Annotated in this window: 15 protein-coding genes; 6 read left to right on the top strand and 9 right to left on the bottom strand. The window is 67.5% G+C overall.

Annotated elements, in window-relative coordinates; genetic code table 11:
• Nucleotides 1-3 precede the first annotated feature (3 nt).
• Together HUN08_RS07900 and uvrB are read right to left on the bottom strand one after the other, a co-directional pair.
• The gene (locus HUN08_RS07900) at nucleotides 4-450 is read right to left on the bottom strand and encodes a universal stress protein (protein ID WP_124248231.1); all 447 of its coding nucleotides are present in this window, start codon (nucleotides 448-450) and stop codon (nucleotides 4-6) included.
• Nucleotides 451-581: 131 nt separating this feature from the next.
• A complete protein-coding gene (uvrB, locus tag HUN08_RS07895; protein WP_124248230.1) occupies nucleotides 582-2,738 on the bottom strand; it encodes an excinuclease ABC subunit UvrB in 2,157 nt (718 codons plus the stop codon).
• Between the two features lie 71 nt (nucleotides 2,739-2,809).
• On the opposite strand from uvrB, the gene HUN08_RS07890 reads away from it, so the two are divergent.
• Nucleotides 2,810-3,340 carry a DUF402 domain-containing protein gene (locus HUN08_RS07890; protein WP_124248229.1) on the top strand — a complete coding sequence of 177 codons (531 nt, stop codon included), beginning with the start codon at nucleotides 2,810-2,812 and terminating at the stop codon, nucleotides 3,338-3,340.
• A 6-nt stretch (nucleotides 3,341-3,346) separates the two neighbouring features.
• Here the strand turns inward: HUN08_RS07890 and coaE are convergent, their stop codons facing one another.
• Nucleotides 3,347-4,255 carry a dephospho-CoA kinase gene (gene coaE / locus HUN08_RS07885; RefSeq protein WP_124248228.1) on the bottom strand — a complete coding sequence of 303 codons (909 nt, stop codon included), beginning with the start codon at nucleotides 4,253-4,255 and terminating at the stop codon, nucleotides 3,347-3,349.
• Nucleotides 4,256-4,386: 131 nt separating this feature from the next.
• Between coaE and HUN08_RS07880 the strand changes: the two genes are divergently transcribed.
• Nucleotides 4,387-5,235, top strand: a complete 849-nt coding sequence (locus HUN08_RS07880) for an NAD(P)-dependent oxidoreductase (protein ID WP_124248227.1) — start codon at nucleotides 4,387-4,389, stop codon at nucleotides 5,233-5,235.
• A gap of 14 nt (nucleotides 5,236-5,249) precedes the next feature.
• On the opposite strand, the gene HUN08_RS07875 is transcribed toward HUN08_RS07880, so the two are convergent.
• The 3 genes from HUN08_RS07875 to rpsA form a co-directional block, all read right to left on the bottom strand.
• On the bottom strand, nucleotides 5,250-5,843 hold the full coding sequence (locus tag HUN08_RS07875) for an isochorismatase family protein (protein ID WP_124248226.1): 594 nt from the start codon (nucleotides 5,841-5,843) through the stop codon (nucleotides 5,250-5,252).
• Between the two features lie 100 nt (nucleotides 5,844-5,943).
• On the bottom strand, nucleotides 5,944-6,435 hold the full coding sequence (locus tag HUN08_RS07870) for a ferritin (protein ID WP_124248225.1): 492 nt from the start codon (nucleotides 6,433-6,435) through the stop codon (nucleotides 5,944-5,946).
• 189 nt (nucleotides 6,436-6,624) lie between these two features.
• Entirely contained in the window at nucleotides 6,625-8,091 is a 1,467-nt protein-coding gene (gene rpsA, locus HUN08_RS07865) for a 30S ribosomal protein S1 (RefSeq protein WP_124248224.1), read from the bottom strand.
• Nucleotides 8,092-8,284: 193 nt separating this feature from the next.
• On the opposite strand from rpsA, the gene HUN08_RS07860 reads away from it, so the two are divergent.
• From HUN08_RS07860 to HUN08_RS07845, 4 genes are all read left to right on the top strand, one after another.
• Complete coding sequence (locus HUN08_RS07860; RefSeq protein ID WP_124248223.1) at nucleotides 8,285-8,815, top strand: 2'-5' RNA ligase family protein; 531 nt, start codon at nucleotides 8,285-8,287, stop codon at nucleotides 8,813-8,815.
• Nucleotides 8,815-9,621 (top strand): class I SAM-dependent methyltransferase, encoded by an 807-nt coding sequence (locus tag HUN08_RS07855; RefSeq protein ID WP_124248222.1) that lies wholly within the window; start codon nucleotides 8,815-8,817, stop codon nucleotides 9,619-9,621. The genes HUN08_RS07860 and HUN08_RS07855 overlap by 1 nt, the downstream gene beginning before the upstream one ends.
• An 83-nt stretch (nucleotides 9,622-9,704) precedes the next feature.
• Nucleotides 9,705-10,598, top strand: a complete 894-nt coding sequence (locus tag HUN08_RS07850) for an undecaprenyl-diphosphate phosphatase (protein WP_124248221.1) — start codon at nucleotides 9,705-9,707, stop codon at nucleotides 10,596-10,598.
• Nucleotides 10,599-10,646: 48 nt separating this feature from the next.
• Nucleotides 10,647-11,129, top strand: coding sequence for a PPOX class F420-dependent oxidoreductase (locus HUN08_RS07845; RefSeq protein ID WP_124248220.1), 483 nt, complete (start codon nucleotides 10,647-10,649; stop codon nucleotides 11,127-11,129).
• A gap of 15 nt (nucleotides 11,130-11,144) precedes the next feature.
• Here the strand turns inward: HUN08_RS07845 and HUN08_RS07840 are convergent, their stop codons facing one another.
• Genes HUN08_RS07840 through HUN08_RS07830 form a run of 3 tightly spaced genes read right to left on the bottom strand, consistent with a single transcriptional unit; the run spans nucleotide 11,145 to nucleotide 13,836 of the window.
• A complete protein-coding gene (locus tag HUN08_RS07840) occupies nucleotides 11,145-12,230 on the bottom strand; it encodes an isocitrate/isopropylmalate dehydrogenase family protein (protein ID WP_124248219.1) in 1,086 nt (361 codons plus the stop codon).
• Entirely contained in the window at nucleotides 12,227-12,988 is a 762-nt protein-coding gene (locus tag HUN08_RS07835; protein WP_124248218.1) for an amino acid ABC transporter ATP-binding protein, read from the bottom strand. The genes HUN08_RS07840 and HUN08_RS07835 overlap by 4 nt, the downstream gene beginning before the upstream one ends.
• Nucleotides 12,985-13,836 (bottom strand): amino acid ABC transporter permease, encoded by an 852-nt coding sequence (locus HUN08_RS07830; RefSeq protein WP_301546942.1) that lies wholly within the window; start codon nucleotides 13,834-13,836, stop codon nucleotides 12,985-12,987. Before HUN08_RS07830 ends, HUN08_RS07835 begins: the two co-directional genes overlap by 4 nt.
• Between the last annotated feature and the right edge of the window lie 4 nt (nucleotides 13,837-13,840).

The raw sequence follows: 13,840 nt of genomic DNA, 5'->3' as shown, positions 1-13,840 counted from the left end.
TCGCTACGTCGTGTGGACGATGAGGACGTCCACATCGGCCTTGCGCGCGGCGTCGGCGGGCACCGAGCCGAGCAGGCGGCCGGACAGGGTGTTGAGACCCTTGTTGCCGACGACCAGCAGATCGGCCTTCACGTCGACGACCAGCTGGAGCAGCGCATCGACCGGGGCGCCCTTGACGGGGCGCTGCTGGACGAGCTTGGCCCCGGCGGCGGTGGCCCGCTCCTTGGCGGTGCGGAGGATCTCCTCGGTCGGTGCGGAGCCGTGGACCTGGTAGGCCTCGTCCTTGAGGACGTCGGACATCGCGTTCACGTCACGACCCTCGTTCGGGAAGTACGCGCAGGCGATCACCAGCGTCGTCGAGTCCCCCGCGATCGCACCGGCACGCTCCACCGCCTTCATGGACGACTCGGAGCCGTCGGTGCCGACCACCACGGTGTTGTATGCAGACATTGATCTAATCCCTCCAGATTCGCATTCATCGCGAAGCATCGATTACTCCGCACCAAGGCTAGTTGCTGCCCGGACCACCTGCGGGACAATCGTAATGCTCGGCACAGTTGCAAACAGCACACATCCGCGCTTTATGAGATTCCCGCCGCATCCATCCCGCGCAACTCCTTCTTCAGATCCGCGATCTCGTCGCGCAGGCGGCCCGCCAACTCGAACTGTAGATCACGCGCCGCCGACATCATCTGATCGGTGAGCTGCCCGATCAGATCGGCCAGTTCGGCACGCGGCATCGCCGACACATCGCGGCGCTCGATGACCCCGGCGCTCGTCGATCCCTTCGGGTTGTCGCCCTGCGCACGGCGACCGCGAGTCGCGTTGCGGCCCGATCCGCCGACGGTCACCTCGTCATCCGCCTCGCTGTACACCTGGTCGAGGATGTCGGCGATCTTCTTGCGCAGCGGCTGCGGGTCGATTCCGGCCGCCTCGTTGTACGCAATCTGCTTCTGCCTGCGCCGATCGGTCTCCTCGATCGCGTTCTGCATGGAGTCGGTGATCTTGTCTGCGTACATGTGGACCTCGCCGGACACGTTGCGCGCGGCGCGGCCGATCGTCTGGATCAACGACGTGGTGCTGCGCAGGAATCCCTCTTTGTCCGCATCCAGGATCGCGACCAGCGACACCTCCGGGAGGTCCAAGCCCTCGCGCAGCAGGTTGATGCCGACGAGGACGTCGAACTCCCCCAACCGCAGTTGGCGCAGCAGCTCCACCCGCCGCAGGGTGTCGACCTCGGAGTGCAGGTAGCGGACCCGGATGCCCATCTCCAACAGATAGTCGGTGAGGTCTTCGGCCATCTTCTTGGTCAGCGTCGTCACCAAGACGCGTTCGTCGCGTTCGGTGCGCTCCCGGATCTCGTGGACCAGGTCGTCGATCTGTCCCTTGGTCGGTTTCACGACCACCTTCGGGTCCAACAGGCCCGTCGGACGGATCACCTGCTCGACGAATTCACCGTTGCTCTGCCCCAGCTCGTATGGCCCGGGAGTCGCCGAGAGGTAAACCGTCTGGCCGATTCGGTCCACGAACTCGTCCCAGGTCAACGGTCGGTTGTCGACGGCCGACGGAAGCCGGAAGCCGTAGTCAACGAGATTGCGCTTCCTCGACATGTCGCCTTCGTACATGCCGCCGATCTGCGGCACCGTGACATGCGATTCGTCGATGACCAGCAGGAAGTCATCCGGGAAGTAGTCGATCAGCGTCGCCGGCGCCGAACCCGCCCCGCGTCCGTCGATGTGGCGGGAGTAGTTCTCGATCCCGGAGCAGAACCCGACCTGCCGCATCATCTCCAGGTCATAGCTGGTGCGCATCCGCAGCCGCTGCGCCTCCAGCAGCTTGCCCTTGCTTTCCAACTCCGCGAGGCGCTCCTCCAACTCCGCCTCGATGCCCTTCATCGCCCGTTCCATCCGCTCGGGCCCGGCGACGTAGTGGGTCGCCGGGAAGATCCGCACGGTGTCGACCTGTCGGACGACGTCGCCGGTCAGCGGGTGCAGATAGTAGAGCGCCTCGACCTCGTCGCCGAAGAATTCGATGCGGATGGCCAATTCCTCGTAGGACGGGATGATCTCGACCGTGTCGCCGCGCACTCGGAAGCTGCCGCGGGTGAACGACATGTCGTTGCGGGTGTACTGCACGTCGACGAGGAGCCGCAGCAGGGCATCGCGGTCGATCTCGTCGCCGACCGCCATCTCCACCGACCGGTCCAGGTAGGACTGCGGGGTGCCCAGGCCGTAGATGCAGGACACGGAGGCGACGACGACGACGTCACGCCGCGAGAGCAGACTCGACGTCGCCGAATGCCGCAGGCGTTCCACGTCGTCATTGATCGAGCTGTCCTTCTCGATGTAGGTGTCGGTCTGCGCGATATACGCCTCGGGTTGGTAGTAGTCGTAGTACGAAACGAAATACTCGACGGCGTTGTTCGGCAGCATCTCGCGCAGTTCGTTGGCCAGCTGCGCGGCCAACGTCTTGTTCGGCGCCATGACCAGCGTCGGGCGCTGCACGCGTTCGATCAGCCACGCCGTCGTCGCCGACTTGCCCGTACCCGTGGCACCCAGCAGGACGATGTCGCGCTCCCCCTCCGTGATCCGCCGTTCCAGATCGTCGATCGCGGTGGGCTGGTCTCCGGCCGGCTCGTATTCGCTGACCACCTCGAACCGGCCGTCCGCCCGCTCGACCTCACCGATCGGACGGAACTCGGAATGCGCGAGGACCGGTTTCTCTGCTGGGAAAGCCATGTTTCACAGGATAGGCGCGACCTCTGACACTTGCGGCCCGCAAAGTCAGAGCCGACGGCTAGCTTGGGACCATGACCGCAACCGCCCATCCCGCCAAACGCGAGGTGTTCGACGTCCCGGCGATGACCAACACCGACAACAAGGGGTTCGTGCGCGCGGTCGAGACCTATCGAGAGACCGCCCACGGCCTCTACATGGATCGGTTCGCCGACCACCCACACTTCCACCGACTGGAGACCTGGCTGCTGCCCCGGCTCGGGCTGCGCGCCAACATCTTCCATTTCCGCGACCCCGAATACCGCCCGGGGCAACGGCTCTACATCGACGTCGGCGAGTTCTCCGGCCCCGATTCCGACGGCCGCTGGTATGCCGTCGACTGGTATCTGGACCTGGTCGACGTCACGGGCGAGCCGCTGCGACTCATCGACGTCGACGAGCTGTTCGACGCCCACGGCGCGGGTTTCCTCACCACCGACGAGTGCCAACGCGCGGTGGAGGCCGCCACCCATGCGCTCACCGGCGCGGCGCGCCACGGCGACGACGTCCAGGCGTGGCTCGACGAGGCCGTCGGCACGCACTTGACCTGGTCGGACCGCCCGTAGCCGCTGCTATGCGACGACGGTGACCCGCGCCGGACGCCCCGGGTCGGCCGAGGCGTACGCGCCGTCGCCGTCGGCCGGAAAGCCGCCGGCGCGCAGGAGGTCCGGCAGTTCCGTAGCCGCCGCCTCGTCGCGCGCGGTGATCTGCAACGCGGTCACCGCGCGGATGCCGGTGGCCGCCCCGATCACCTCGACCGCCGTCGCCCGCTCCCCCGCCAGCGCCCACAGCCGGTTGGTCAGTCGAGTGCCCAGCACAGCCGGATCGGGATCGGCGGCGACGAGTTCGGCGACCGGCTCGGCGACGATCCCGCGGCGGACGTTGAGCTCGTAGGGCACGAGGCGCTGGGTCCACAGGTCCGTCGCCTGCTGCGCCAAGTCGTCGTGTGTCCCGTGGTTGACCAGCCACGCATCGGCCACCGCGCGGCGCTGTTCCTCGGTGGCCTGGGCGGCGATGCGGGCCCGCGCGTCGGCCTCGTCGAGTCCGCGCGAGTTGACCAGGCGATGCACCCGCATCTCGACGTCGGCATCGACCACGATGACGGAGTGGAAGAAGGGCGCCATGTGCCCCTCCACGAGCAGCGGCGTGTCTTGCACGACGATCGCATCGCCGGGCGCGGCGTCGAGCAACTCGGTGGTGCGCGCGCCGATCAGCGGGTGGGTGATGCGGTTCAACGTCGCGCGCGACTCGTCGTCGACGAATGCCTTCGCGGCCAGCCCGGGCCGGTTCAGCTCCCCAGCGGGGTCGAGGATGTCGTCGCCGAACGCTTCCACCAGGGCGGCCAGCCCCGGCGTCCCGGCAGCCACCACCTCGCGCGCGATCTTGTCCGCGTCGATCAGGTACGCACCTCGCTCGACGAAGGTCGCGGCCACCGTCGACTTACCCGCGCCCATCCCACCAGTCAGTCCCACTCGGATCACGCCCACCAGTGTGGCAAACGCGGCATCAGAGTGTGCGGCGTGTCCCGCACATGCGATCCATCCGACGATTCCCTGGCCAAACCAAGTCGGCCGGGTTACAGTTAATACGGATTAACTGAAATGAGGAGCTCATGGCGGACCAACTGATCACCGACCCCGGCCCGGGAACCTTCGACGGACGCACCGTCGTGATGTCGGGCGGCAGCCGCGGCATCGGGCTTGCCATTGCCCTCGCGCTCGCCGAGCGCGGTGCCAACATCGTCATGTTGGCCAAGACCGACACCCCCGACCCGCGGCTGGAGGGAACCATCCACACTGCCGTCGAGGCCATCCGGCAGACCGGCGCGCAGGCCACCGGCGTCGTCGGCGACCTGCGCAAGGACGAGGACGTGGCACACCTGGTGGCGACCGCCGTCGACGAATTCGGCGGAATCGACATCGTCGTGAACAACGCGAGCGCGCTGGCGCCGACGCCGACCGCCGATTTGGAGATGAAGCGCTACGACCTCATCCAGCAGATCAACTCGCGCGGCACGTTCTCACTGACGAAGGCCTGCCTGCCGCATCTGACCACCTCCGACCACGCGCGGGTGATCACCCTCTCGCCGCCGATCAACCTGGAGCCGCACTGGCTCGGAAGATTTCCCGCCTACATGCTCTCCAAGTACGGGATGTCACTGCTCACAATGGGCTTCGCGGCAGAATGGGCCGATCGCGGAATCGCCGCGAACTGCTTGTGGCCGGAGACGACGATCGCCACCGCGGCGGTGAAGAACCTCCTCGGCGGCGACGAGGCGGTCGACCACTCGCGGATACCGGAGATCATGGGCGACGCGGCCGCGGTCCTCGCCGCCAAACCGGTCGACGTGACCGGACGGTGCTTCATCGACGCGGACCTGGTCCGCGAGGCCGGCGTCGCGGACCTGACCGTCTACGGCGGAACGGAACCGCTCGAATACGACTTCTTCGTCGACCCGTAGGGCCGATCCCCGCCTCAGACGACGGCGACACCCGCCGCCGCGAACCCGGTATCGCGTAGCTCGCGAACGGCCGCCGCATCGATCCCGGCGCTGTACTCCTCGAGGACGGTGGTCTGGAATCCGGCGCGAGCCGCGTCGAGCGCGGTCTGCTTCACGCAGAAATCCGTCGCGAGGCCGACGACGTCGACCGCGGTGATCCCCCGGCTCCGCAATACGTCGACGAGGAGTTCCCCGTCGCTCGTCGCCCCTTCGAAGCCCGAGTAGGCGGCCTCGTATTGGCCCTTGAACACCGTGACGACCGGAAGGTCGACACCGGACACGGCCCGGGCCAATACCGCGACGATGGCCGCGCCGGGTTTGCCCGCCTCGCAGTGGACCGGCCACGAGACCGCGAAATCGGGTTCCTGCCCGTCGCGCGCGAAGTGCTCGCCGGGATCGATATGCCAATCCTGTGTCGTCACGACGAGGTCGTACCGGGCGAGGAACCCCGGATCGCGCAGTGCTCCGGCAAGTCGATCGGCGACGGCGAGGCCGCCGGGCACGGCCAGCGAGCCGCCCTCGCAGAAGTCGTATTGGACGTCGACGATGATCAGCGCCTTCCCGGTCATGGGACCGATCCTAGTCGCCGAAACGCGACGACCCGCCGCCCTCCGGCTGGAGGTGCGACGGGCCGTTGTCCTGAGGGCCAGGTCGTGGTGGCGTTCGCCGTCAGGCGCTGGCGCCGAGTTCCGCGTCGAGACGCAGGATCCCCGAGCCGTCCTCGTTGACGATGCGTGCGCGTCCGAGGATCTCGCTGACGGTCGCCTCTTCCTCGATCTGCTCGTTGACGAACCAGTCGAGCAGGGAGCGCGAATCGATGTCGCGGGCCTTGTCGGCCGCGTCGTACAGCTCGCGGATGGACGCCGAGACGCCGCGTTCGGCCTCCAGCGCCACGTCGAAGGTCTCGGTGACGCTGGTGACCTTCACCTTGGGCGTCTTGATGTCGCCGATGACCGGATGGTTGTCGCGGTCGGTGAGGTGCTTGATCAGCTTGTCAGCATGGGTGAACTCCTCGACGGACTGCGTCTTGAGCCATCGGGAGATGCCGGGCAGGTTCATCAGCTCGAGTTCGATGGCCAGCTGCCGGTAGAGCATCGCCGATTCGTACTCTTTGATGATCTGCTTGATAAACGCCTTCTCAAGGTCTGCTGTCATCTTCATAGGATGTAATAGTAGGCGGGAAAAACGCCCTCTACCAGCAATGATTGCCTGCACTAAGACAACTTCGGCAAGCCTTTACGACGATAGGTTTCGCTTACCTGGGTGTCCGATGTGTCGGTATCGGCCCGGTACAGACAACGACTCCCCGACCCATTCCGGGCCGGGGAGTCGTTGTTATTCGATGAATGCTCAGGCGTTGCCGGCGAGCTTCTCGCGCAGTGCGGCGAGCTGCTCGTCGCTGGCCAGCGAACCACCGGAGGAGGCGGGCTCGTCCGAGCCGCCCTTGCCCTCGTCGGAGGACGAGGAGGAGTAGTCGCTCGGGGCGTTCTCCGCCTCGGCGGCCGCCTTCGCGAACTTCTCCATCTGGGTGGTGTGCATCTTGTGACGACGCTCCGCCTCTGCGTAACGCGCCTCCCAGGCCTTCTGCTGCTCCTCGTAGCCCTCGAGCCACTCGTTGGTGTCAGCGTCGAAGCCCTCGGGGAAGATGTAGTTGCCCTGCTCGTCGTAGCTGTCGGCCATGCCGTACTTCGAGGGGTCGAACTCCTCGGTGTAGTCCTCGTTGGCCTGCTTGAGGCTCAGCGAGATACGACGACGCTCGAGGTCGATGTCGATGACCTTGACCAGCGCATCGTCGTTGACGGCGACAACCTGATCCGGGACCTCGACGTGGCGCTCGGCCAGCTCGGAGATGTGCACCAGGCCCTCGATGCCCTCCTCGACGCGGACGAACGCGCCGAACGGCACCAGCTTGGTGACCTTGCCCGGCACGATCTGACCGATCGCGTGGGTGCGGGCGAACTGACGCCACGGGTCTTCCTGGGTGGCCTTGAGCGACAGCGAAACGCGCTCGCGGTCGAGATCGACGTCGAGGACCTCGACGGTGACCTCGTCGCCCACGGTGACGACCTCGTTCGGGTGGTCGATGTGCTTCCACGACAGCTCGGAGACGTGCACCAGGCCGTCGACGCCGCCGAGATCGACGAAGGCGCCGAAGTTGACGATCGAGGACACGACGCCCTTGCGGACCTGGCCCTTCTGGAGCTGGTGCAGGAACTCGCTGCGAACCTCGGACTGGGTCTGCTCCAGCCAGGCGCGGCGCGAGAGCACCACGTTGTTGCGGTTCTTGTCGAGCTCGATGATCTTGGCCTCGATCTCCTTGCCGATGTACGGCTGGAGGTCGCGGACGCGACGCATCTCGACGAGCGACGCGGGCAGGAAGCCGCGCAGGCCGATGTCGAGGATCAGGCCGCCCTTGACGACCTCGATGACGGTGCCCTTGACGGCCTCGTCCTTCTCCTTGAGCTCCTCGATGGTGCCCCAGGCGCGCTCGTACTGGGCGCGCTTCTTGGACAGGATGAGGCGGCCTTCCTTGTCCTCCTTGGTGAGGACCAGGGCTTCGACCTCGTCGCCGACGTTGACGACCTCGCTGGGGTCGACGTCGTGCTTGATGGAAAGCTCGCGGGACGGGATGACGCCTTCGGTCTTGTAACCGATGTCAAGCAGGACCTCGTCGCGGTCAACCTTGACGATCGTCCCTTCAACGATGTCGCCATCGTTGAAGTACTTGATCGTGGAATCGATGGCGGCGAGAAAATCCTCGGCCGAGCCGATGTCGTTGACGGCTACTTGCGGCGAGGAGATAGTGGGGGACGACATGTGTTGGGTTGCTCCGGACAGGTATCTAGTAGGTACAGGTTGTGGTTTGCGGTCATCCAGCACGGAATGCGCTGGTCAACAATGTGAGCACGGCAAGCTCTGCGAGCCCTGGTCACACGCGCGTCCAACATTACGCTAGGCCCCCTATCCTGCACAAATGCGCCGCCGGCGCCCACTCCCCGAGGAGAGAAGCGTGGTCCATTCTCTCGAGTTGGTCTTCGACGACGACACCGATGCGACGGTGATCGCCGAGATGAACGCGCTTGCCGATGCCGGGTTGCGCAACCCGCACCGCGATCAGCGCCCGCACGTGACCCTCGTCGCCGCGCCGACGATCTCCCCGGCGGCGTTGACCGCGCTCGCCCCGGCCGCGCAGCGCCTGCCGATCACCGTGCTCCTGGGCGCCCCGATCGTCTTCTCCCCCGACGGCGCCGACCGCGGATACGTGGTCGCCCGTTCGGTCGTCCCCTCCGCCGAGTTGCTCGGGATCCAGTCCACCGTCGTGCGGTTGGCCGCCGATCACGTCGACGGCGCATTCGACCATTCGAGGCCGGGCGGGTGGTCACCTCATGTGACGGTCGCACGGCGGCTCTCCGTCGACCGGCTGGGGCCCGCCCTCGAGATCCTGTCCACGGCGGCCGACCGTCCCGCGGTCGTCACCGGTATCCGTCTCTGGGACGGCGAGGCCAAGACCGAGACGGTGCTCCCGGGACGGGCGTGCTGATGGGGCCACACCAGCTCGGACCGGTCGACTCGACCGCCAGCGACCGCGCCAGCCGCTCCTGGTGGGACTCCGACGCGCAGGCCTACCACGACGAACACGGCGCCTACCTGGGCGTCGACCGGCGCGGCGGCGACTTCGTGTGGTGTCCGGAGAACCTGCACGAGGCCGACATCGGTCTGCTCGGCGACGTCGAGGGGCGCACCGTCCTCGAGATCGGCTGCGGCTCGGCGCCCTGTTCGCGCTGGCTGGCCGCCCACGGCGCCCACCCCGTCGGAGTCGACCTCTCTCGCGGGATGCTGGGCCGCGGCGTCGCGGCGATGACCGACGACGACCGGCCCGTGCCACTGGTGCAGGCCACCGCCGAACACCTGCCCTTCGCCGACGAATCCTTCGACCTGGTCTGCTCGGCGTTCGGCGCGGTCCCGTTCGTCTCCGACTCGGCGCGGGTGATGGCCGAGGCGGCACGAGTCCTGCGACCGGGCGGGCGCTGGGTGTTCGCCGTCAACCACCCGATGCGCTGGATGTTCCCCGACGATCCGGGGCCCGCCGGGCTCACCGTCGCGATCCCGTATTTCAACCGGACGCCGTACGTCGAGCGCGATGAGGACGGCGAGATCTCGTACGTCGAGCACCACCGCACGATGGGCGACCGGGTGCGCGAGATCCGTGCGGCCGGTCTGGTCCTCGACGACGTGGTGGAACCCGAGTGGCCCGAGGATTTCGATCAGGAATGGGGGCAGTGGTCGCCGTTGCGCGGCGCCTTCTTCCCCGGCACCGCCATCTTCTGCTGCCGCAAGCCCGAATAGCCACGGGGCGCCGACCGCCGCACAGCTGGCACACAGCGGGGACCGGTACCGTCGCCGCTCGTGTCAACGGGACGGAGCGGACGATGACGGGGCTGACGTACGAGCAGTCGGTGGTGATGGGATTGCTGCAGGGCGTGACCGAGTTGTTCCCGGTGTCGAGTCTCGGACACTCGCTGTTGGTCCCCGCCTGGCTCGGCGGCAGTTGGAAAGACCTGGTGACCCAGTCCGCCCAACGCGGTCACACCCCGTTCATGGCCTTCGTCGTCGCGCTGCACGTCGCGACGGCGGTCGCGCTCATCGCCTACTACTGGCGCGACTGGGTGGCGGTCGTCTCCGGGTTCGTCGACTCGATCCGCCATCGTCGGATCACCGGGGCCGACGCCAAGATGGCCTGGCTGCTGATCGTCGGGACCATCCCGGTCGGCATCGTCGGACTCGTCGCGGAGAAGCCGCTGCGCACCTTGTTCGCCAGTCCCCTGGCCGCCGCCGTCTTCCTCACCGTCAACGGCGGGATCCTGCTGGGCGCCGAATTGTTGAAGCGCCGCTCCCAGTCGGCGCCCGCGGGTCGGCATCGCCATGCCGGCGACGACGGCTCCGACATCACCGAGTTGGGCCTACCGCGGGGAACGGCCGTGGGTGCGTCGCAGATCCTCGCCCTGTTTCCCGGCATCTCCCGTTCCGGCGTAACCATCTCCGCGGGAATCGTCGCCGGGCTCGACCACGAGCGCGCTGCGAAGTTCGCGTTCATGCTGGCCACGCCCGTGATCCTGGCGGCCGGCGCCCTCAAGATCCCCGAACTCTTCGGCCCCGACGCCCACGGCATGGGCGGGCAGGTCGTCGTCGGGGCGGTCTGCGCGTTCGTCGCCGCCCTGGCCTCGACGGCGTTCCTCGCCAAGTTCTTCCACACCCGCACGCTCTACCCGTTCGTGGCGTACTGCCTCATCGCCGGGATCGCCAGCATCATCCGTTTCGCGTGACCACGACCGGCCCATAACCCCATTCCCGACGGGAGTAGCTTCGCAATCATGGCCCGCACAATCGCAACCGAGTCCGTCGTCGACCGCGACACCCTTCTGGCGTTCGTCCGGCCCCGCCACAACATGATCCTCGCGACACGCCGCGCCGACGGGGCGCCGCAGATCTCACCGGTCATGGCCGGGGTCGACGAGCAGGGGCGCATCGTCGTCGCGACCTACCCGGGCCGCGCCAAGACGGCCAATGCCAAGCGCGACCCGCGGGTCAGCGTGTGCGTCCTGTCCGACGGTTTCAACGGCGCGTGGGTGCAGGTCGACGGGACCGCCGAGGTCCTCGACATGCCCGACTCCGAGGACGGACTGGTCGACTACTTCCGGTGCATCGCTGGCGAGCACTCGGACTGGGAGGAGTACCGCGCCGCGATGCGTCTGCAGAACAAGTCGCTGATCCGCATCACTCCCACCCGCTGGGGACCGATCGCCACCGGCGGCTTTCCCGCCGACGTCGCGCAGCGCCTCGACGCGGCCGAATAGTCGGTCGCGGCGGACCTATCCGGTGATCCGCTGGCCGCTGATGCGGCCCAGCACGGCGGCGCCGAACTCCGCGGTTCCCATGCTGCCGCCGAGGTCGGCGGTGGCCTCCCCCGCCGCCAACGTCTCCGACAGGGCGGCCCGGATCGCCGAGGCGGCCGCGGCACCCCGATCGTCGTGTCCGCGGACCGACCACCAGTCGAGCAGCATCGCCGTCGATTCGACGAGTGCCACCGGATTGGCCCTGTCCTGCCCGGCGATATCCGGTGCGGCGCCATGCCCCGCCTGGGCCATGGCCTTCTCGTCGGAGGCGTTGATGGAGGCCGCGAGGCCGAGTGATCCGGCCAGCTCCGCGGTGAGGTCGGACAGGATGTCGCCGAAGAGGTTCTCGGTGACGATGACGTCGAAGTCGCCGGGACGGCGCACCAGCAATGCAGCCATGGCGTCGACGTGCTGCTCGTCGACGGTCACCTCGGGGTAGTCGCGCGCCACCGCCAGGCAGGCGTCGCGGAACAGTCCGGTGGTCATGGTGAGGACGTTGGCCTTGTGTACGACGGTGACGTGGTTGCGCCGACGGCGGGCATGCTCGAACGCGACCCGCGCGATGCGCTGCGAGGCGGCCCGGGTGATCACGCCGACGGCGAGTGCGACGTCGGGCGTCGGCATGAATTCGCCGGAGCCGAGCGCCATGTTGCGGTCGGCGTAGAGCCCCTCGCTGTTCTCCCGTGCGATCAGCAGATCGATGTCGGGGCGGACGGCCGCGACGCCGGGATAGGCCCGGGCGGGCCGCAGGTTGGCGTAGAGCCCGTACCGCTTGCGGATCACCGCACCCGGAGTGAGGCTGCCCCGGAACCGATCCGGGTAGCCGGCCGAGTCGTGCGGCCCCAGGATCCAGCAGTCCAGTCCGTCGAGTGCGTCAAGCGTCGCGGCGGGCAGCGGATCGCCGTCGGATTCGATGGCCGAGAGCCCCATCGCCAGTGGGACCCACTCGACGGTCAACCCGGCTCCGCGCACCGCCGCGTCGGCGATCTCGCGGACGACCGGGACGATCTCGGGTCCGATGCCGTCGCCGTCGATCACCCCGACGCGCAACTGCCCGTTCACAGCAGCTTCGCCAGGAACGCACGGGTCCGCTCATGCCGCGGATCGGCCAGCATCTTCCGCGGATCGCCGCTCTCCAGCACGACGCCGGCGTCCATGAAGATCAGCTGGTCGGCGACCTCCCGCGCGAAGCCCATCTCGTGGGTGACGACGAGCATCGTCATTCCCGCGTCGGCCAAACCCCGCATCACGGCGAGCACGTCGCCGACGAGTTCGGGGTCCAGCGCCGACGTCGGCTCGTCGAACAACATGAGCTTGGGCTCCATCGCCAGTGCCCGGGCGATCGCGACGCGTTGCTGCTGTCCACCGGACAGCTCGGCCGGATAGTGATCGGCACGATCGGCCAGCCCGACCTGGTCGAGGAGCTCGTACGCCTGCGCCACCGCCTCGTCGCGCGACTTCCCCTTCACCTGGATCGGCGCCTCGATCACGTTCTCCAGCGCGGTCCGGTGGCCGAACAGGTTGAAGTGCTGGAACACCATGCCGATGTCCCGGCGCTGTTTGGCGGCCTGTTTCGGGCTCAGCTCGTACAGTTTGTCGCCCCGCTCGCGGTATCCCATCAGCTCCCCGTCGACGTAGAGCCGCCCGGAGTTGATCCGATCGAGGTGGTTGACGCACCGCAGAAACGTCGACTTGCCCGATCCCGACGGGCCGATGACGCAGGCGACCTCACCGCGCGCGACGTCGAGCGATACCCCGTTGAGAACGCGCAGCGACCCAAACGACTTCCCCACCGACTGCGCCGAGACCATCGGCGTCATGAGCGCTCTCCCCTGCTGAAGTGCTTCTCCACGAAGTGCTGCCCAACCATCAGCACGCTGGTTACCGCGAGATACCAGGTCGACGCCACCAGCAGCATGGGGATCGGCTGGAAGTTGACGCCGGAGATGTCGGTGGTGCGGCCGTACAACTCGAGGCTGAACGGCACGGCCGCCACGAGGCTGGTGGTCTTGAGCATGCTGATCAGCTCGTTGCCGGTGGGCGGGATGATCACGCGCATCGCCTGCGGCAGCACGGTCCGTCGCATGGTCTGCGCCCACGACATGCCCAGGGCGGTGGAAGCCTCGGTCTGCCCCGGTCCGACCGAGTTGATCCCGGCGCGCACGATCTCCGCCATGTAGGCGGCCTCGTTGAGGCCCAGCCCGATGACCGCGAAGAAGAAGGCGGCGTTGAGCGTCTGGATGTTGATGTGCGCGAACTCGGCGACGAAGGGGATGCCGAGGTCGATGTGCTTGTAGATCGAGCCGAACAGCCCCCAGAACACCAGCTGCACGTACACCGGTGTACCGCGGAAGATCCACAGGTAGACCCACGCGCAGTAGCGCAGCACCGGGTTGTCGGTCAGGCGCATCACCGCCAGCACGACTCCCAACACGACCGCGATCAGCATTGCCAGCACCGTCAGCGCCAGCGTGTAGCCGACGCCGGCCAACACCCGGGTGTCGAAGAGGTAGTCCGCGTACGTGGACCAACGGTATGCGGGGTTGGTGGCCGCGCCGTAGACGAAGAGCCCGGCGAGGACCAGCACGACCGCGGCCGCCAGCCACTGCCCGGGGTGGCGCAGCGGCACCGCTTCGATCTGGGCGTCCTGTTCGGCGGGGTGCGCCACCAGT

The sequence above is a fragment of the Gordonia sp. X0973 genome, assembly GCF_013348785.1.
Lineage (GTDB): Bacteria > Actinomycetota > Actinomycetes > Mycobacteriales > Mycobacteriaceae > Gordonia.
This window is presented reverse-complemented; position numbering and strand designations above follow the sequence as displayed.

Coding starts and splice junctions, on each gene's coding strand:
- HUN08_RS07900 (WP_124248231.1), bottom strand. CDS start 450: ATGTCTGCATACAACACCGTGGTGGTCGGCACCGACGGCTCCGAGTCG.
- uvrB (WP_124248230.1), bottom strand. CDS start 2,738: ATGGCTTTCCCAGCAGAGAAACCGGTCCTCGCGCATTCCGAGTTCCGT.
- HUN08_RS07890 (WP_124248229.1), top strand. CDS start 2,810: ATGACCGCAACCGCCCATCCCGCCAAACGCGAGGTGTTCGACGTCCCG.
- HUN08_RS07880 (WP_124248227.1), top strand. CDS start 4,387: ATGGCGGACCAACTGATCACCGACCCCGGCCCGGGAACCTTCGACGGA.
- HUN08_RS07875 (WP_124248226.1), bottom strand. CDS start 5,843: ATGACCGGGAAGGCGCTGATCATCGTCGACGTCCAATACGACTTCTGC.
- HUN08_RS07870 (WP_124248225.1), bottom strand. CDS start 6,435: ATGAAGATGACAGCAGACCTTGAGAAGGCGTTTATCAAGCAGATCATC.
- rpsA (WP_124248224.1), bottom strand. CDS start 8,091: ATGTCGTCCCCCACTATCTCCTCGCCGCAAGTAGCCGTCAACGACATC.
- HUN08_RS07855 (WP_124248222.1), top strand. CDS start 8,815: ATGGGGCCACACCAGCTCGGACCGGTCGACTCGACCGCCAGCGACCGC.
- HUN08_RS07850 (WP_124248221.1), top strand. CDS start 9,705: ATGACGGGGCTGACGTACGAGCAGTCGGTGGTGATGGGATTGCTGCAG.
- HUN08_RS07845 (WP_124248220.1), top strand. CDS start 10,647: ATGGCCCGCACAATCGCAACCGAGTCCGTCGTCGACCGCGACACCCTT.
- HUN08_RS07835 (WP_124248218.1), bottom strand. CDS start 12,988: ATGACGCCGATGGTCTCGGCGCAGTCGGTGGGGAAGTCGTTTGGGTCG.